Source organism: Photobacterium alginatilyticum (genome assembly GCF_009910675.1).
GTDB classification, from domain to species: Bacteria; Pseudomonadota; Gammaproteobacteria; order Enterobacterales; family Vibrionaceae; genus Photobacterium; species Photobacterium alginatilyticum.
This window is the reverse complement of the sequence record NZ_RSEJ01000008.1, coordinates 1-18,269: the sequence shown is the minus strand read 5'-3', so window position 1 is coordinate 18,269 and position 18,269 is coordinate 1. Positions and strand designations below refer to the sequence as shown.

At 50.2% G+C, this 18,269-nt stretch carries 13 protein-coding genes and 3 tRNA genes; 14 read left to right on the top strand and 2 right to left on the bottom strand.

Going from position 1 to position 18,269, the window contains the following annotated elements:
- Nucleotides 1–11: 11 nt before the first annotated feature.
- A complete protein-coding gene (locus EIZ48_RS09285) occupies nucleotides 12–866 on the top strand; it encodes a bile acid:sodium symporter family protein (protein ID WP_160650371.1) in 855 nt (284 codons plus the stop codon).
- A 73-nt stretch (nucleotides 867–939) separates the two neighbouring features.
- On the opposite strand, the gene EIZ48_RS09280 is transcribed toward EIZ48_RS09285, so the two are convergent.
- On the bottom strand, nucleotides 940–1,515 hold the full coding sequence (locus EIZ48_RS09280; protein WP_160650369.1) for a UPF0149 family protein: 576 nt from the start codon (nucleotides 1,513–1,515) through the stop codon (nucleotides 940–942).
- Between the two features lie 285 nt (nucleotides 1,516–1,800).
- Between EIZ48_RS09280 and EIZ48_RS09275 the strand changes: the two genes are divergently transcribed.
- The 11 genes from EIZ48_RS09275 to EIZ48_RS09225 all read left to right on the top strand — a co-directional run bounded on the left by EIZ48_RS09275 (nucleotide 1,801) and on the right by EIZ48_RS09225 (nucleotide 14,322).
- Nucleotides 1,801–1,888 (top strand) — tRNA-Ser (locus EIZ48_RS09275).
- Between the two features lie 238 nt (nucleotides 1,889–2,126).
- Nucleotides 2,127–2,999 (top strand): formyltetrahydrofolate deformylase, encoded by an 873-nt coding sequence (gene purU / locus EIZ48_RS09270; RefSeq protein ID WP_160650367.1) that lies wholly within the window; start codon nucleotides 2,127–2,129, stop codon nucleotides 2,997–2,999.
- Between the two features lie 740 nt (nucleotides 3,000–3,739).
- A complete protein-coding gene (locus EIZ48_RS09265) occupies nucleotides 3,740–4,192 on the top strand; it encodes an L-alanine exporter AlaE (RefSeq protein ID WP_160650365.1) in 453 nt (150 codons plus the stop codon).
- 323 nt (nucleotides 4,193–4,515) lie between these two features.
- Complete coding sequence (locus EIZ48_RS29915; RefSeq protein ID WP_160650363.1) at nucleotides 4,516–5,709, top strand: methyl-accepting chemotaxis protein; 1,194 nt, start codon at nucleotides 4,516–4,518, stop codon at nucleotides 5,707–5,709.
- Between the two features lie 15 nt (nucleotides 5,710–5,724).
- Nucleotides 5,725–6,093 (top strand): response regulator, encoded by a 369-nt coding sequence (locus tag EIZ48_RS09255; protein ID WP_075768397.1) that lies wholly within the window; start codon nucleotides 5,725–5,727, stop codon nucleotides 6,091–6,093.
- Between the two features lie 13 nt (nucleotides 6,094–6,106).
- Nucleotides 6,107–6,418, top strand: a complete 312-nt coding sequence (locus tag EIZ48_RS09250) for an STAS domain-containing protein (RefSeq protein ID WP_160650361.1) — start codon at nucleotides 6,107–6,109, stop codon at nucleotides 6,416–6,418.
- Nucleotides 6,419–6,455: 37 nt separating this feature from the next.
- Nucleotides 6,456–8,720, top strand: coding sequence for a chemotaxis protein CheA (locus tag EIZ48_RS09245; protein WP_160650359.1), 2,265 nt, complete (start codon nucleotides 6,456–6,458; stop codon nucleotides 8,718–8,720).
- Between the two features lie 86 nt (nucleotides 8,721–8,806).
- Nucleotides 8,807–9,337 (top strand): chemotaxis protein CheW, encoded by a 531-nt coding sequence (locus EIZ48_RS09240; RefSeq protein WP_160650357.1) that lies wholly within the window; start codon nucleotides 8,807–8,809, stop codon nucleotides 9,335–9,337.
- A 93-nt stretch (nucleotides 9,338–9,430) separates the two neighbouring features.
- Nucleotides 9,431–12,226 carry a methyl-accepting chemotaxis protein gene (locus EIZ48_RS09235; protein WP_160650355.1) on the top strand — a complete coding sequence of 932 codons (2,796 nt, stop codon included), beginning with the start codon at nucleotides 9,431–9,433 and terminating at the stop codon, nucleotides 12,224–12,226.
- A 122-nt stretch (nucleotides 12,227–12,348) separates the two neighbouring features.
- A complete protein-coding gene (locus EIZ48_RS09230; RefSeq protein ID WP_160650353.1) occupies nucleotides 12,349–13,200 on the top strand; it encodes a CheR family methyltransferase in 852 nt (283 codons plus the stop codon).
- Between the two features lie 39 nt (nucleotides 13,201–13,239).
- Nucleotides 13,240–14,322 (top strand): protein-glutamate methylesterase/protein-glutamine glutaminase, encoded by a 1,083-nt coding sequence (locus EIZ48_RS09225; RefSeq protein WP_160650351.1) that lies wholly within the window; start codon nucleotides 13,240–13,242, stop codon nucleotides 14,320–14,322.
- Nucleotides 14,323–14,364: 42 nt separating this feature from the next.
- On the opposite strand, the gene mscM is transcribed toward EIZ48_RS09225, so the two are convergent.
- Nucleotides 14,365–17,661 (bottom strand): miniconductance mechanosensitive channel MscM, encoded by a 3,297-nt coding sequence (gene mscM, locus EIZ48_RS09220; RefSeq protein WP_160650350.1) that lies wholly within the window; start codon nucleotides 17,659–17,661, stop codon nucleotides 14,365–14,367.
- 221 nt (nucleotides 17,662–17,882) lie between these two features.
- Here mscM and EIZ48_RS09215 point away from each other — a divergent pair.
- Together EIZ48_RS09215 and EIZ48_RS09210 are read left to right on the top strand one after the other, a co-directional pair.
- Nucleotides 17,883–17,970: transfer RNA gene (locus EIZ48_RS09215), tRNA-Ser, on the top strand.
- Between the two features lie 24 nt (nucleotides 17,971–17,994).
- Nucleotides 17,995–18,085 (top strand) — tRNA-Ser (locus EIZ48_RS09210).
- Nucleotides 18,086–18,269 lie beyond the last annotated feature (184 nt).

Here is an 18,269-nt window from a genome sequence, read left to right as displayed (position 1 = left end):
GATAAATAACAATGAGCCAGACAATGTTAACAGTGGCATTGCCGATTGCCCTCGCATGGATGATGTATTGCGTCGGGCTGACCCTGTCTACCGCTGACTTTAAGCGGGTCGGGCAATATCCTGGTCGGGTATTTATGGGGCTGCTAGCCCAGTTGCTAGGGCTGCCGTTACTGGCATACATTATTATTACCCTGTTTGCCTTGCCAGAGCCGGTAGCTATAGGCCTATGGTTGCTCGCATTGGCGCCGGGAGGTGCCTCGTCAAATGCGATAACCCATATGAGCGGCGGTGACTCGGCGCTTTCTATCAGTATGACGGCGGTCAGTAGCCTGATCATTCCGTTCAGCCTGCCGCTGATGCTGCTTTTGGTTGTCCCGGATGCCCAGCTTGTCTTCCCGCTGAAAACGGCTATTTTGCAGCTCACTGCGGTCACGCTGGTTCCCGTATTGCTGGGCATGGTGACTCGTCATTGGGCTAAGGGTGACTGGTTCGCACGGTTCTCTCATTTTGCCGGCCGTTCGTCGCTAGGGGCGCTGTTTTTGACTGTCATAGTGACAGTTGCTGCCAATGCCGGTGTTTTTCACCAGCTCTTTTCGGTGGCATCGGTAGCGGCGCTTAGCCTGTGTGTGACGGGTATGCTGTTGGGTGCCTTCGTGGCTAAAATGCTGCGTGGTGATAAGGTACTGGCTAAGACACTGGCCATTGAAGTCGGGGTACAGAATGCAGGGACGGCTATCTTTGTTGCAGTGGTGCAACTGCAGCGCCCGGAGTTGGCATTAACGCCATTGCTGTATGGGTTGCTGATGAACTTGCCGGCTTTTGGATTGATCTACGTTTATCAGCGCCGTAAGCTGGCGAGTGCCTGACAGGCCTTAGAGAGAAAGCCAGGGTAGCAGGCTACGAAATGAGACATTAACAGCATTTCGTAGCCAATCATTGTTATTGCTCTTGTACCAGCGCCTGCGCTTTTATTGTCAGGCCGCAAAGCATGGTCGGAACAGATGTGAAGATTTCCTCGAACTGGGCAAGACCGTCAGCACCTTCCTGAGACAAGGCTTCCATCGCATTTTCAGGATCATAAAGCAGGCTGAAACACAGCAATACACCACCTAGCAGTGCATTGTCCTCACTGCCTTCCGGCATGATGGTATCCCAATCGTCACGGGAAAGCTGCCAGCCTTGTAACATACCTTCTGCCAGCTCACGGGTTGCTTCGGTAACCAGCTCCTTGTCGTCAAGCGTGCAGCCTTCTGGCCAATGCCATTGGCCTGTCAGCAAGTCCTCGCGGCTTTGGTTCCACATATTGACGATTTCATTGGCATAAGCTTCAAGCTCTTCGTGGCTCTCAAATGGTGAGGTTTCATCGCCTCCCCACAGAAAAGCCAGCCACTCGGACGGATCAATCAGGTGTGGCGCTGCTGCCATCGCGGAAACAAAACCGCGGGTCTGGGCTTCGGACAACAGTTGCTCGGCTAGCTGTGGGTTTTTCAGTAACTCACTTAGCGGTGAAGACATAATACAATCTCAGTTCGGTTGTATGTTTTCCCTCTACGCCGACATACGCTGGCATAAAGTGTTAACAGTAATAGATAGAATGGTTGCAATGCTGGCTATTGTAGCAGCCTGGGGTGCTCAGCACAGCTTAAGTACTCTTTTTATCGTCGCGATGGCCAATACCGTCGTAAAAATAGACATCTGACAGCCTAAATATTGATTTTTATTGACCTTCCACCGCGAGAGCACTATAGTAGCGCTCCGTTGAGAAAATAGCAGCTTGCTCCTATTGCTCAGCAACAAGATGGTGAGGTGTCCGAGTGGCTGAAGGAGCACGCCTGGAAAGTGTGTATACGGCAACGTATCGAGGGTTCGAATCCCTCCCTCACCGCCATCAAATTCAGAGAAAACCCGTTGATTTTCAACGGGTTTTTTCGTATCTGAAGCTTATCAAATTGCCAGATTCCAGGGCTATTCTCCCCAGGCCTATATCTTTCCCCGTTTCAAATTATGTTATGTCTGTGGCGTAATTGAGAAAAAACGCAATAGTCTCCCGTTTCGTACTCTATTCTGCTAGAGAAGAGCGCCCGAATTAAGGCGTGCCGGCGTTGCTACTGAACAGGGGGGAGGATATGAACCAGCAAAGTGCGACCTATATTTTAACGGCGAGCTGTCCGGGCCAGTCGGGGACGGTGGATGTTGTTACCCGTTTTCTGCGGGAGTTTGGTTGTTACATCAATGAGCTGAATTCCTTTGATGATGCGTTGAATCACCGTTTTTTTATTCGTACGGTGTTTCGTGTCGAGGATAATACGCCACTTGACCAATCGGCATTCTGTACCCGCTTTGCCGAACGGGCCAAGGCGTTTGATATGGAATGGGCGCTGACGCCATCGGATTACTGGCCTAGAGTGGTGATCATGGTGTCAAAATATGATCACTGTCTAAACGACCTGTTATACCGCTACCGGACCGGCAACCTTCCGGTAGATATTCGCGCCGTGATTTCCAATCATCCAGATCTGCAGTCACTGGCCGAATGGCACGATCTCCCGTATTACCACTTTCCCATTACCGCTGACACCAAGCCGCAACAGGAGGCCCAGGTGCAAGCGGTCCTGGACGAAACAGGTTGTGAATTGCTGATACTTGCTCGCTATATGCAGGTACTCTCTCATGACATGTGTGTTCGCTGGTCAGGAAAGGCCATCAATATTCATCATTCGCTGCTACCGGGCTTCAAAGGGGCTAAGCCATATCATCAGGCCTATAACAAGGGGGTCAAGATGGTAGGGGCCACGGCGCATTATGTCAGTGATGATCTGGATGAAGGGCCGATCATTACTCAGGGGATGGAAACGGTCGATCATACTTATTACCCCGCGGATTTGGCACGAAAGGGGATGGACGTAGAGTCCCTGACATTGGCGAGGGCCATTCATTATCACGTCGAGAAACGGGTATTTTTGTTTAACGACAAAACGGTGGTGTTTGAGCGCTCGTGAACAACTATAAGGCACTGTGTCAATTGCCTGTATTGTTGCAGTGCCTGTTATATTCTTCAATTTATGTAATTTAATTACAGCCCTTAAGACTCAACTCGTAGCAGCCGGTATGGTGCGAGTAATAGGTTTCTTGCAATATCCATCATGAATCGCATCAATGTTACGGATAAAAGTTAGCCAATAGTATCAAGTTCGATCATGTGTACGGCGAATGGTAGTGGGCTGGAATAAATGTATTGAGTTGTCGCGGTATATGAGCCTTATGATTGGTTTTTTATTAATATTCTGAGACTTTATTCTGTTCGGTTGTTTTCTTTACGACTAAAATTAATTTCTTTTAATTCAGCTATTTAGGTTTAATTTTGTCACTGTTTTATCTGTTGGTTGTTTTTTAACCTTGCATTTTTCAAGGTTTAAACTGACTGTTGATGCTAATTCTCTTCTTTCTTTCCTTTAGCGTTCATATTTCAGCTAAAACTGTAAACTTTAGTGTGTGTTTTGAATCTACTTTCTACCAAAATTTAACATGCAGCACGGCATTGCCGCTTTTGTGGTGATTTGTGCCAATTTGTATGTCAAAAGTAGTTGTAAGTTTACCAGTTTATTAGATCTTTGGTGATTAATTCTGGTTAAAACCTGTTCTAATACGCAAATCAACTGGCTTATTGCTTTTTAGCCAGTGAAAGAGTCTTTTAATTCTGTTTTTTCTGGCCTTATTTTCTATTTTGGAGGTTTGCGGTATGTCTGTTAAAGGTCAATTCAATGTGCGTAATGCGGCTGCTGATACATTTGCTATGGTGGTTTTCAGTTTTGTGACTGGCATGTTGATTGAGGTGTTCGTGTCGGGGATGACATTTGAACAATCTTTAGCATCGCGAACCTTATCTATCCCGGTCAATATTGCGATTGCCTGGCCATATGGGCTTTTTCGTGACTTTGTGATCCGCTCTGGTTATCGTTTTTCACCAACTAACGGGATGAAAAGCCTGTCTGATATGGTTGCCTATGTCCTGTTTCAGTCGCCGGTCTATGCAGGCATCTTGTTTGTTGTCGGGGCAGATTTCGATCAAATCGTTACGGCTGTAACCAGTAATGCATTTGTATCAGGTGCTCTGGGCGTGGTGTATGGCCTGTTCCTGGATAGCTGCCGTCGTATGTTCCGTGTACCTGGCTATTACCATCAGCAAGCCTAACAGGCTATAACAGCACAGTGTCAAAAAGCTCCTACGGGAGCTTTTTTCGTATCTGGACAGTAGATATTGTTAGTAAACATGATATGCAACCAGTTATGTAATCTGGTACCGAAATGGAAATACCCCCGCATGTAGCAAAATATCCTGAATATATCGGTATGGTAGCGGAACTATTTGATAGTGTTCAATATTTGAACTTCGTCAAGGTTTTGAGTTATACCGTATTCGGTTATGCCTTTCTTTCAATATTCCATTAGTTTGTGTGCCTATACTTCAGTATTCCATCTGGGAACATTATGTATTGAATTTGGCAGCGGGGCTTTATGGAAAGAAGCCGTTTTTTATGGGTACCTGTAGGACTGTCCAGTGTTGCGGCAACTGGGGTCCTTCTGGTAGGCGAAGTCAGTGATCTGTCTTGGGTAATAGCTGGCGGACTTATCGTCATCAGCTATTTTGCTGCACGTTTTTTGCTTGCGGGCTATGACAGAGCGGTGGCAGATGTTCGTGACCGGCAAAATAACGAGATGCTGTATAAACAGCAGCATGCTAAGCAAGAACTGAAACAGTTGGTCGATCTGTGCCTGCAGATATTGCCTATCTGGCAGAGGCAGTTATGTACCGTTAGGGTGCAAACCGAAACGGAAGTGACTGCTTTGTCGCAGCGCTTTTCAGAAATCATCAGTGAATTGGATCAGGCTGTTACTGAGTCCCAGAATGTTGCAGGCGGCGGGCCCGATCAGAGTGACAATGGCGTGTTTGCTGTACTCAACGACAGTGAGCAGCGGCTGGATCAGGTTGTCGATCTGCTCCGTTCGGCAATGCAGGCCAAGGAAGAGATGCTGTCTCAGGTCCGCCATCTGGCAAGTTATACCGAAGAGCTCGACAGTATGGCGGTTGATGTTGCCAAGATTGCCGAACAAACAAACCTGTTGGCCCTGAATGCGGCTATCGAGGCGGCAAGAGCGGGTGATCAGGGCCGCGGCTTTGCGGTTGTTGCCGGCGAGGTGCGCAAGCTATCGCAGCTATCCGGTGAAACAGGGAAACATATCCGAGACAAGGTGTCGCTGATTAATCAGGCCATGGACGATACCGTCAATATCGCTGAGCAGAGCGCACGTCAGGATGCCCAGGCTGAGGCGGCGTCAGAAACCAATATTGAATCAATCCTGGCAAACTTCAAGCAACTGGCCTCCGAACTCACTGACTCGACCTCATTACTGCAAGATAAAAACCTGGATATTCAGCGTGAGATTTCCGGCGTGATCGTGTCGCTGCAGTTTCAGGATCGTGTCAGCCAGATCATTACTCAGGTAGAAAAAAACCTGGACAAGCTGCAGGCAGAAATCACTGATTACGAGTCAGAGCAGCATAGTGATGACGAGGCACATCGCCTTGATGTGACCAACTGGCTCAATGAAATGAAGCGGGACTATGTTGCCCAGGAGCAACACCATAATCATGAGAAAGGCGAGGCGACGACAGCTTCTTCTAAAGATAGCGAGATAACTTTCTTTTAACCCTCGGAGAGTACTATGGCTAAGACAATTTTGATTTTGGATGATTCGGCGCCGATCCGTCAGGTCGTTGGAATTGCCCTCAGAGGAGCTGGCTATGAGGTGATTGAAGCGAATGATGGTGTTGACGGGCTGGGTAAACTCGATGGCAAGAAGGTGAACCTGATCATTACCGACGTCAATATGCCGAGGATGGACGGGATCACCTTTGTCAAAGAGGTCAAAAAGCTGCCTCGTTATAAATTCACTCCCATCATTATTCTGACGACAGAGTCACAGGACCACAAGAAACAGGAGGGAAGGGCTGCGGGAGCCAAAGCCTGGGTGGTCAAACCTTTCCAGCCTCCTCAGTTACTCGATGCCGTCTCCAAATTGATATTGCCTTGAGTGGGAGCAGCCAATGGACATCACGATAGCACAGGAACAAGCGGGTACGCAGTGCAGGCTAAGCCTCTGCGGGGAAATGTCTATCTATAACACCGCTGAGCTAAAGCCTCGATTGTTGACCTGTTTACAGGATGCAGAATCACTAGCTATCGATCTTAGCGAGATCAGTGAGCTGGATACCGCCGGTTTGCAGCTGTTATGGCTTTGCCAGCAAGAGGCAGCCTTGACAGGCAAGATATTCACCATCACCGCGACCAGTACAGCGGCAATGGAGTCCATTGCCTTGCTGCGGCTCGAGCCGTTATTCAACCTACCGCCTATGTAGCCGCCGGGTTTCATTGCCCCATGATCAAGGAGCGAAAATGGAAGAGATGGAACATGCCCAAGAGATGTTTGTCGATGAAAGCCTGGATCTGCTGCAGGAGATGGAATCGGCTTTAAACAAGTTGAAGGCAGCCCCGGAAAATATCGAGATGATCAACTTGGTATTTCGTGCTGCACATACCATCAAGGGGGCGGCAGGGCTGTTTGGCTATGACGGCATTGTTGCCTTTACCCATACGGTTGAAAATGTTCTGGAGAAAGTCAGAGCCGGTGAGCGTCATTGCGATGATACGCTGATTGCCGTGTTGTTAGACTGTCGGGATCATATTGAAAGTCTGATTGAGCAACTGGGCAATCAGGATGCCTCGAGCGGGCAGGAGCTGGCGGTGCAAGGTCAGGCCTTACTGGCGCAGTTGTCGGGCTCGGCGGGTTCTCAGCAACACTGCGGCGTTAATAATCTTTCATCATTGGGTCAATATACCGAGCACCTACCTGGGCGGGATCACAGCAATACCAACCGAGTCGCATTCAACCCCTATTGGCATTTTTCGTTGCGGTTTGGCGAGGGTGTCTTGCGTAACGGTATGGATCCGTTGTCATTTTTACGCTATCTCAGCTCTCTGGGTGACATCGTGGAGCTGGTGCCCCTGTTTGCCTTGCCCGGCAGCAGCCTGATGGATCCCGAATCCTGCTATCTTGGCCTTGAGCTGCAGCTTGATAGTGATGCCGATCAGGTAACCTTGCAGTCGGTTTTTGAGTTTGTAGCCGACGAGAGCCAGATCCACATCATCCCTCCCCATAGTGATCTGCAGCAATATGTCGCGCTAATAAAAGAGCTTGATCAGGAGGCTGACGAACTGGGTCAGTTGCTTATTCAGTGTGGAGCGCTGACTCAAGAGGAACTGGCGTATGTGATGGAGGCGCCCCAGGCTGACATTATCCAGCCTGCTCAGGCTATGCATGATCCTGATTCCGACACCCTGTTACAGCCACAACTAGAGCCACAGTTACAGCCACAATCGCCATCTCAGTCGGATGTTGGGGAGCCAGCGCAGCAGTTATCCCCTCAAGAAGTGACTCCCAAAAAAGCGACGGCGGGCCTGCCAGATCTCAAGCGGCAGGAAAGCCGCAGTCTCCGGGTTGATGCCCACAAACTGGATCAGTTGATTAACCTGGTGGGCGAACTGGTGATTGCCGGTGCCAATACGAGCTTGCTGGCGAAGCAGAACGGCGATCCTGAACTGAGGGAATCCAGCGCGGCAGTTTCTTTGCTGGTTGAAGAAATTAGAGGGCTGTCGCTGCACCTGAGAATGATACCAATCGACGAGACCTTCAAGCGCTTCCACCGTGTGGTACGGGAGATAAGCCGTGATTTGGACAAAGATATCCGGCTGATGATTGAAGGCGGCGAGACCGAGCTTGATAAAGGTGTCGTAGAGAAAATCAACGACCCACTGATGCACCTGGTTAGAAATGCGATTGACCACGGTATCGAGGCCAAGGAAGACAGGCTGGCGAAAGGAAAGCCAGCTACCGGTACGGTGATCCTACGGGCCTATTACGACTCTGGCAGCATTGTGATTGAAGTGTGTGACGACGGGGGAGGCATAGACCCGGTTAAGGTACGGGCCAAGGCGGTTGAGAACGGGCTTATCAGCGCAGAGCAGCCGATGAGCGAGAAAGAAATCCTCCGGCTGATATTGGAGGCTGGCCTGACGACCAAAACCGCGGTGAGCGATCTCTCGGGCAGAGGGGTCGGCATGGATGTGGTCAAGCGTAACATCGAGGCGTTGCAGGGCAGTATAGAAGTCGAAAGCAGGCTGGGTGAGGGCTCTTTGCTGCGCCTTCGCCTTCCCTTGACGCTCTCTATTATCGATGGCTTCGCGGTTGGGGTGGGGGTATCTAGCTACGTTATTCCACTTGATGCGGTTGTCGAGTGTATCGAGTACAGCGAGCAGCACAGCAAAAACGGTAATTACGTCAATCTGCGGGGGGAGATCCTGCCCTTTATCAACCTGAGGCAGCGATTCAAGGAAAGCCATATTGATGTCAAACAACGCAATATCGTTGTGGTACAGAGCGGCGAGCAAAAAGCCGGATTCGTCGTTGACCAGTTACAGGGCGAGCTTCAAACCGTTATTAAGCCGTTAAGCAAGATTTTTTCGCATCTTAGCGGGATCAGCGGATCGACGATCCTGGGCAGTGGCGAGGTGGCAATGATCCTGGACGTCCCGGCTCTGATCCGGGATGCAGAAACACATTGCGCACCGCGTTATATCGGCCATGCAGAGGTAGTGTCATAGCCAGGGTTCAAAACCACCACGGTGTACAGCTCGAAGTCTGAATAAATGGGTATTTAGCCCGGTTGCAGCATATAGAGGGGGGCGCAATGACGCAAAGCCTAGCTCTGGCAGAGTCCAGAGGCCAAGAAGATAAGGACGTAGATATCACACAAGAGCAACAGCAGTTCCTGACATTTGTTCTGCGGGAGGAGCTGTTTGCTATCAATATCCGTCCCATTAAAGAGATTATCGAGTATGGCCAGTTGACTGTGGTTCCCATGGTTCCTGAGTTCGTCCGCGGTGTGATTAATGTACGCGGCAATGTCGTGCCCATTATTGACCTGGCAGTGCGTTTTAGCTGGCCGACCACGAAGGTGACCAAGCGCAGCTGTATTGTGATTGTCGAGGTAGAAAGCGAAGGGGAGCGCATCGAAATTGGTGTGGTGGTTGATGCCGTTAGCGAAGTGCTTGATATCCCGCTGACGGATATAGAGCCTGCGCCGAGCTTCGGTGCCCGGCTCCGGACCGATTTTATTGAAGGGATGGGCAAAGTAAATGATGAGTTCATCGTGCTGTTGAATGTTGGCCGGGTGCTGTCAGTGGAAGAGCTGTCATCGCTTGAGGCGTTGCAGGAATAGCCGTTTAGGTGTGGTTGCTGTTGGTTAGGCTGGCTGCAAAAGCGGGTGATTATTGAATAATTAATAACCGGAATATTAATCCAGGGAGGCGTTATGCTCCGTTTTAGTGACATCAGGATGAGACCTAAGTTGATCGGCCTGTTTTTGCTGGTCAGTCTTATTCCATTGGCTATTGTTGTATTTATTGCCGTAAAAGCGGCTGCAGATGCGTTGACCATGGAGTCTAACCATCAGCTCATCGCCATGCGAGATGTGAAAAAATCTCAGATAGAAGATTATTTCGCGGAGCGTCAGAGCGACTTAGGCGTTTTGGTAGATACCGTCGATACGCTACGGACTAATACGCTCAACAAGCTTCATGCCGCGAAACAGAGTAAGCGCGCTCAAATTGAAGGGCATTTTCGGGCTCTGCAGGATGATATCGTTATTCTGGCGGAAAGTGATGCTGCCTCCGAGGCGTTAATCGGCTTCGATATTGCCTATCGAAATGCCGGTCTGCAAGCTGGCGGTGCTGACTGGCAAGCCGTAGATAGTCAGTACGGATCCTGGCTGAGTCGCTATACCGAGCATTATGGTTTCTATGATCTGTTTTTGGTGAATGTCGACGGTGAAATTGTTTATTCCGTCACGCAGGAAGCCGACCTCGGGCAAAACATAAAATCCGGGCCGTTACGTGACAGTGGTATTGGCCGGCTATTTGGCAAGGCCCAGTCAGGTGTGGCCATTGAAGATTTTTCCCCTTACGCCCCGTCGAATAATCAGCAATCGGCATTTATCGGCGCGCCCGTTATTAGCAAAGAGGAGCTGTTAGGGGTGCTTGTTATGCAGATCCCGACAGAAGGCATTGATGCCATCATGCAGCGTGATGACAACCTCGGGGAAGTGGTCGAGACCTATCTGGTCGGGAACTATTCTGGCAGCAATACCTTGCGAAGTAATTTTGTTGGTACGGACGGGACTGAGCATCAGATTGGTATGCCGGCCAACGATCTTTTTGTCGAGCAGTCACTGACGGGCAAGGTGGTCGATGGGGCCTACACCGATCAGAGCGGAAGGCTCTTGATGGTATCGGCTTCTCCGCTTGATATTTTCGGGCTCAACTGGGCGCTGGTATCGGCCATGGATCTGGAACAGGCCTTTATCAGTATCAAGCCCGGCGAGACAACGGACTTTCTGGCCAGTTATAGCCAGAAGTACGGTTACTACGATCTCTTCCTTATCCATCCAGACGGTGAAGTGTTCTATAGCGTGAACCATGAGGCAGACTATAAGAGCAACATGATGGATGGCAAATATGCTGATTCTAATCTGGGTCAGCTGGTTCGTCAGGTCTTGAAGACGCGCCAGTACGGGATGGTTGATTTTGCCCCCTATGCGCCGAGTAACGGCGAGCCGGCAGCTTTTATTGCCCAGCCGTTGATTGAACATGGCGATATTGAACTGGTGGTAGCCATCCAGTTGCCGCTGGAAGCGGTTAATTCAATTATGCAACAGCGAAGCGGAATGGGGGAAACCGGAGAAACTTATCTGGTGGGGATGGATAAGCGGATGCGATCTGACTCGTTCCTTGATCAGGAAGGGCGGTCGGTGAAAGCCTCTTTTGCCGGTACCGTGGAGCGTAACGGCGTTGATACCCAGGCCAGCACCGCAGCCTTGAGTGGTGAAACCGGGATTCATCGGGGTAAAGACTATAACGGTAACAATGTATTGTCGGCGTATACCCGGGTCGATGTCGGGGATACCCATTGGGCACTGTTGGCCGAGGTGGATGAAGCCGAGGTGAATGCGCCGATCACTAACTTGCTGATGATGGTCGGTATTGTCATTGCTGTTGCAGTTATTTTAATTGTGCTGGTGGCGATGATGGTTGCCTCGACCATTACCCGTCCGCTGGCGACAGCGCTGCACGTTGCCGATGCCATGGCGAATGGCGATCTAAACAGTAAGATTGAAAACAGCAGCAAAGATGAAACCGGCCAGTTACTAAGCCGAATGGGGCACATGAGCAACCAGCTGCGCCAGATTGTGGGTGATGTGAACAGCAATGCCAACGGTTTGGCCAGTGCTTCTGAAGAGATCAGCGCGACTGCGCAGTCCCTAAGCCAGGCTGCCAGCGAGCAGGCCGCCAGTGTCGAGGAGACCAGTGCTTCTCAGGAGCAAATAGCCGCATCTGTGCAGCAAAATGCCGAAAATGCCAAGGTTACAGACGATCGCGCCACCAAGGCATCGAGCCAGGCAGCCGAAGGCGGACGTGCTGTCAGTGAAACCGTGGTAGCCATGAAGGAGATTGCCGAGAAAATCAGCATTATCGAAGACATAGCCTATCAGACTAATCTGCTGGCATTGAATGCAGCCATCGAAGCAGCGAGAGCTGGCGAACATGGAAAAGGGTTTGCAGTAGTGGCCGCTGAAGTGCGCAAACTGGCGGAACGCAGTCAGGTGGCGGCCCAGGAGATCAGTAATCAGGCCGGAAGCAGTGTTCAGGTCGCCGAGCAGGCTGGCCGCTTGCTCGATGAGATTGTCCCCAGCATCACCAAAACAGCTGAGTTGGTGCAGGAGATTGCGGCAACCTCGGATGAACAGGCTAGCGGCGTGACCCAGATCAGCGTGGCGATGGGACAAATGGATCAAGTGACTCAGCAAAATGCCTCGGCGTCTGAAGAGCTGGCATCGACGGCTGAAGAAATGAGTGCGCAGGCCGAGCAGTTACAACAGTTGATGAGCTTCTTTACCATCAATGAGTCGCCTGCTGTTGCCCCGGAGCCACATATAGCAAATGTGGCTGGAAAGCGGACTGTTGTCCCGTCTGCACTCGCACCGAAGAAGCCAGCCAAAAAACTGGAGAATAAGCATCAGGAAATCATTGAGGAGGATTTTGAGGCATTTTAGCCGTAACAAGTACGGTTTCTGACACAGATAGCGCCTTGTCATTGCGATGGCTATCAGCAAGGGCAAGGCGCCTGCCAGGAAAAAGGGAAACAATTGTTGTAATGGCTAAAGGGGAGGACAACATGGAATCAAAACATGCAGTCCAGAAGCTGTCTGGTGAGTTATTCAATCAGGGTGCCATTACAGACTGGGAGTTCGCGCGGTTTCGGCAGCTTATCTTTGATTTGGCCGGTATTACCCTCAGTGAACATAAGAAAAATCTGGTTGCAGTCAGGCTGGCAAGCCGGCTTCGTTATTATTCCTTAACGAGTTTTGCCGATTATTATCGGATGCTGATGAATGATCCCCCGCAAGGGGAGCTACAAACAGTGGTTGATCACTTAACGACCAACGAAACCCACTTTTTTCGGGAACCTCGGCATTTTGGCTTTATCAAGCGGCATATTCTGGACAATATCACATCACAGCGGCCGCTACGCTGCTGGAGTGCCGTCTGCTCAACGGGCGAGGAGCCGTATAGCTTGGCAATGTTGCTGGCAGATCACTGTGGCTATTCACCGGATTGGCGTGTGCTGGGATCTGATATCAACGCTAACGTCTTGGAGCAGGCGCAAAGCGGGTTATACCTAAACTCGAGGCAGGCTGAAATTCCGAAACGCTATTTGCAACAATTCTGTCTGAAAGGGGTGCGCTCCCAGCAGGGGACATTGTTAATCAACAGCAAGGTGCGGGAGCATGTTCGCTTCAAACAGATCAACCTCAATACATCGCTGCCAAACGTCGGTTTCTTCGATCTGATATTGCTACGCAATGTACTTATCTATTTTTCTGCGGAAACCAAGCATGAGGTTGTGTTACGGGTGGTGGAAAAGCTAAAGCCCGGCGGTCACATATTGGTTGGCCATTCAGAGACTATAACGGGGATCAGTGATCAGCTGCGTTTGATAAAGCCCAGTATCTACCAAAAGGTATGATGGAAAATACATCAAGGATTGCATTTTTAGGTAGGTAATATGAAAAGAAAGAAAATAAAAGTGATGGTCGTTGATGACTCGGCTGTGGTGCGCCAGGTTGTCTCCTCTGTCCTGAAGACCGACAGCGAGATTGAAGTGTGTGGCGCTGTTGCAGATCCGCTATTTGCCATGACGAGGATGCGGATGCAATGGCCGGATGTCATTGTCCTCGATATAGAAATGCCGCGGATGGACGGGATTTCTTTCCTCAAGAAAATCATGGCAGAGCGACCGACGCCGGTCGTCATTTGCTCGACCCTGACAGAGCAAGGGGCGGAAACGACGATGCAGGCCATTTCAGCCGGCGCCGTCGAGATCATCACCAAGCCCAAGGTGGGGTTGAAAGGCTTTCTCCATGACTCGGCAAAGGTATTAATCGGTGCCGTCAAGGCGGCCAGCAAAGCCAATCTCAAGCCGATTCAGACAGCCTCGGTTAAGGCTTCAAGCCTGAAAGTGAAGCCTAAACTCAGTGCCGATACCATACTCGCTGCCGGCAAGAACTCGACACTCAAGACCACGGAGCAGGTCGTTGCCATTGGTACCTCGACTGGGGGGACTCAGGCACTGGAACTGGTATTAAAAGCATTGCCGCGGCTGTCCCCGGGAATTGTAATCGTGCAGCATATGCCCGAGAAGTTCACGGCGGCCTTTTCCGAGCGATTAGATAGTTTATGTGAGATCAGCGTTAAGGAGGCCCGGCATAAGATGCGGGTGTTGCCCGGTCAGGCGTTAATTGCGCCCGGGGGAAAACACATGCTGCTCAAGCGGAGTGGGGCGCAATATTATGTCGAGGTGATTGACGGGCCGTTAGTCAGCCGCCATCGTCCTTCGGTTGACGTGCTGTTTCGCTCGGTAGCCCAGTCGGCAGGGGCCAATGCACTTGGGATCATAATGACCGGGATGGGGGATGATGGCGTTAAGGGGATGGTGGAGATGAGACAGGCCGGCGCGTTGACACTGGCCCAGGATGAGGCAAGCTGTGTCGTTTATGGAATGCCCAGGGAGGCCGTAAACCGCGGTGCAGTTGAGCGTAGCCTGCCACTTGTCGAAGTCCCGCAGGCTATATTGGATTACAGCCAGTAGTCGAGTCATTAAGCCAACGTCTTATTCTGAAACGAGACAAGCTTAATGGCTCAGCGGGTGAGCCTGCTTCTTCTTGATCGTCACTTCCAGCTGAGGGTGGGCAATGGTGATATTGTGCTGGATAAACTTGGTTTTTATCCGGTTGTGCAGATCATGGGTCAGGCTTAGTCGGTGAGCGGTTTCTGCCGCATAGGCCCGGACTTCGAAGTTTTGGCTGTCGGCGGTCAGGGTCAGGAAAAAGACCTCAGGCGCCGGGTTGTCGAGTACCAAATCACATTCTTCAGCAGCTTCAAACAGCAGTTTGGTGACCAACTCGCTGTCAGCGAGATATTTGACACTGATAGAAATGGTCACCCGGGTAATGGGGTCGGATAGCGACCAGTTTATAAACTGCTCGGTCACAAATGCCTTATTCGGCACAATCACTTCTTTACGGTCCCAGTCAACAATCGTGGTTGCACGGGTTTTAATTACTGCCACAACGCCGGTCAGCTGGCGGATAGTGACGGTATCTCCGATGCGGATGGGCTTTTCGAACAAGATGATCAGGCCGGAAATAAAGTTGGCGAAGATCTCCTGCATGCCAAAGCCTAGCCCGACACCAAGGGCGGCAACCAGCCATTGCATTTTTGACCAGTCAAAGCCGATAAGCCCCGAGCCGATAATGATCCCGAGGAAAATAGCGACATAGCGGGTCAGCGAGGTAATGGCATAACCTGTTCCCGGCGAGAGATCTAAATGTTGCAGGATCAGCAGCTCCATTGCCCCCGGCATGTCGCGGGCAATGATGGCGGTGAGCCAGAAGGCCAGGATAGCAAGCAATAGACTTTTCAGCGAGATAGCACTGAGTTCGTCGATACCGTCAATGGTGCTGGTTACGTCCCAAAGCGTAATGTCTTCAAGAAAGGTAATAGCCTGATAAAAATCTGACCATACAACGGCCACGACAGACAGGTAGATTAACAACAGCAATGAACGTAGTAGTCGTAATGACTGGGCACTGATTTTTTCAAGATCGACCTCCGGCTCTTCGATTTCAATCTGCATCTCGCTACTGCTGAAGCTGTCTTCTTTCTCTTCTTTCATTTCGGCTAATCGTTGAGCCAGTATCTCTTGTCGTTTGGCCTTGGCCCGGTCAAAAGCCAGTCGTCTTTTCTGAATGAGCATCAGGCGTTTGATCAGGTAGTAAACAAGCAGAGTGACCACCCCAAGAACGGCGGATACTTCAAGTTTGGTCATGACGGACTGGGACGAGGTCAGGTAGCCTTTTAATGCCGTGTAGTTGAGAACCTGAGGGATGATGATCAATACCCACCAAAATAAATTATGGCCGATATGGGCTTTGCCCTCGGGCACCTCACCATAGGTCATGGGGATTTTTTCGTGATATAAGCGCCAGAGGAAAAAACTGATAGCGATGTTGCTAATAACAAAGGCCAGACGGCCCAGGGTAGCGCTGACATCAATATCACTGTAGAGGTTGGCAAAATCCTGTATCACCATCATGGGAAAGTAGACCCACAATAGCCGCCGATAGTGGGCAAAGCAGCGATGGACAAGGCCGAGATCCCAGCCAAAGTGGCTGATGAACAGGCCATCGCTTCGGACAAGCTCGCGAATAAAGCAGAACACTGCCAGTGCTACCGGGATGGCAAGCGCCTGACCAAGGTGATGGACAAACGGGTACTGCCAGGCTGAGCTGAGCAATACACCGACAAGACCAATAATAAAGGGAAACGGCCAGGCCAGGATAAAAGATGCACAAACATTCAAGGTACTGAACCGAAATTTATCCAGTGTGACCTTGCCTATCTGCTGGCTGGTGGAGGCGAGGTATTTTTTCCAGTGCTTTCGAACCCAACTGAATAAAATGATGATGATGCCAATAAAGCTCATTACAAAAATTAGGGTAGATATATCGACAACAGTGGGAACTTTTAGCAGGTTTATCCATTGAAAAGGAGAGAAGAACCATTTCAATTTTTCCCATGTGTTGGTGATCAGGTTTACGCTAAGCGTGTTTGCATTCGGTGCCCAGAACAACCGTTTGTTCGCCTGGCTTCTCAAGTCATTGAGGTTGGTATTGAGGTTTTCATAGGCGACTTTTAAGGTTGCCTGTTGATAGATAAGGGTATCGGATCTGTCGAGCAATCTGTCTATCAGGGTGAGGTTGGTCTCAATCAGTTCCTGTTCCTTTTTTTGCTGCTCAGGCGTTAGCTTCTTGGTACGAGGCCGCAGGGCGAGTTCTTTAAGAGAGTCATACTGTTGCTGGTACTCATATTTCTTGATTTGGTTCTGGGCGATGTCCTTATCAAGCGCTTCGATAGGGGGATTCGACGGTAGCCGGTTAAGCCGGGTCCGGAGGTTTTCGCTAAAGGCGGGACTGAGCTTTAGCCATTCGGCCATTGTCTCTAGGTCATCGGCAGTACTGTTCACCGTTTCGGTTTGCTCGGTGGCGGCCTGTTGCTGTTGTTGTACTTGCTCGGTTTTTTCCGAGATTGTGGCAAGGGCGCGGGTATAACGCTTGTTTTCTTGTAAAAGACGTTTTAGGGCCTTAGGTTGGTCGTCAAGCTCCTCAGGCAGCTCTTCGTTACTCTGGGAGGGTTCGGTGGCATTAGTTCGCATGACACGACTAAGCCTACGTTGCAGGTTGTTGCGGTAGGCCTGACGAGCCTCGATTTCGAGGTTATTGAGCTGGATGCGCTGCTTGGCTAATGTCCGCCGGTTTCCCGCACTGAGCTGTTTGGCCTCAAGGGCGTATAGTTGGCTGACATAATACTGATGGGCGATTTCCAACAGTAGCAGGGCGTCCTCACTATCTGTCTGCTGCTGTTCATGTTTGAGCTGGCTTTCTGCTTCCTTGATTTTGTCGCGCAATTGTTCGGATAAATAGGCAAACTCATCAATACCTTGCTCGACAGCTTGCAGTTCGTTTTTATTATTACTTCGGCTTTGCTCAAGCTGCTCTAGCCTTTTGTCCTGTTCGGTGATCTCCTGGGTCAGCTTTTCTTCTTCCCAGTTGCTGAAATCCGGAAATTCGGTAGTAGAAAAAGCCGATATCTGTTCAGCAAGTGCCTGTGTTTGTTCGCTAAAGTTGGTGACCAGCTCACGGTATCTTCGGGTTTGGTTATGAAACTCAATGGTTTTTTCCAGCTGGTTTTTTGCTTCGGTCAAGGAATCAAGGGCCTTGATGATCTCCGGTGTTTGATTTTGCTGGTGAAGTGCTTCTATTTTCTGGTCGAGCAGTGTCAGGCGAGACTCATTCTCTTCCTGGGCCGCAAAGGTCCACCCCGAGGTGATACTGATTAGGAAGAGTAGGAGTGAAAACCATATTCTCATCACTGATTCCTGTCGCTGGCGAGAAATTGCATCGTGCTTATCTTAAAGAGTGCGATTCTTTGAAGTGTAGCAGCGAATAAAAACAATCGATTGGGCTAAGAATGGAACGAATTGATCCATTCGTCGGCAGTTGTGAATAATTTAACTAAAAGCGCTTGACCCTAAGGCCCGAAGCCATTACATTAGCCGCCGTTGAGACGCACAGCGTCGAACAACAATGTGGTGAGGTGTCCGAGTGGCTGAAGGAGCACGCCTGGAAAGTGTGTATACGGCAACGTATCGAGGGTTCGAATCCCTCCCTCACCGCCATCATCTTTTAAGATGATACAATTCGGAGAGATGGCTGAGTGGTTGAAAGCACCGGTCTTGAAAACCGGCATACGTTTGTAGCGTATCTAGGGTTCAAATCCCTATCTCTCCGCCACATTCGAAAGGCTCGCAGAAATGCGAGCCTTTTTTCGTGTGCGCCGAGCATGGCGTTGTTCTAGGAGGTGAAAGTCCTCTACGGGCTCAGTCGAGCGAGAACCGTTAGCCTATGCAAGGGTGTTCACCGTGAGGTGAAATCTGAAGGAAGCAAATGGCAAAACTTGGTTGTGACGAACAGAAAT

Coding starts and splice junctions, on each gene's coding strand:
- EIZ48_RS09285 (WP_160650371.1), top strand. CDS start 12: ATGAGCCAGACAATGTTAACAGTGGCATTGCCGATTGCCCTCGCATGG.
- EIZ48_RS09280 (WP_160650369.1), bottom strand. CDS start 1,515: ATGTCTTCACCGCTAAGTGAGTTACTGAAAAACCCACAGCTAGCCGAG.
- purU (WP_160650367.1), top strand. CDS start 2,127: ATGAACCAGCAAAGTGCGACCTATATTTTAACGGCGAGCTGTCCGGGC.
- EIZ48_RS09265 (WP_160650365.1), top strand. CDS start 3,740: ATGTCTGTTAAAGGTCAATTCAATGTGCGTAATGCGGCTGCTGATACA.
- EIZ48_RS29915 (WP_160650363.1), top strand. CDS start 4,516: ATGGAAAGAAGCCGTTTTTTATGGGTACCTGTAGGACTGTCCAGTGTT.
- EIZ48_RS09255 (WP_075768397.1), top strand. CDS start 5,725: ATGGCTAAGACAATTTTGATTTTGGATGATTCGGCGCCGATCCGTCAG.
- EIZ48_RS09250 (WP_160650361.1), top strand. CDS start 6,107: ATGGACATCACGATAGCACAGGAACAAGCGGGTACGCAGTGCAGGCTA.
- EIZ48_RS09245 (WP_160650359.1), top strand. CDS start 6,456: ATGGAAGAGATGGAACATGCCCAAGAGATGTTTGTCGATGAAAGCCTG.
- EIZ48_RS09240 (WP_160650357.1), top strand. CDS start 8,807: ATGACGCAAAGCCTAGCTCTGGCAGAGTCCAGAGGCCAAGAAGATAAG.
- EIZ48_RS09235 (WP_160650355.1), top strand. CDS start 9,431: ATGCTCCGTTTTAGTGACATCAGGATGAGACCTAAGTTGATCGGCCTG.
- EIZ48_RS09230 (WP_160650353.1), top strand. CDS start 12,349: ATGGAATCAAAACATGCAGTCCAGAAGCTGTCTGGTGAGTTATTCAAT.
- EIZ48_RS09225 (WP_160650351.1), top strand. CDS start 13,240: ATGAAAAGAAAGAAAATAAAAGTGATGGTCGTTGATGACTCGGCTGTG.
- mscM (WP_160650350.1), bottom strand. CDS start 17,661: ATGAGAATATGGTTTTCACTCCTACTCTTCCTAATCAGTATCACCTCG.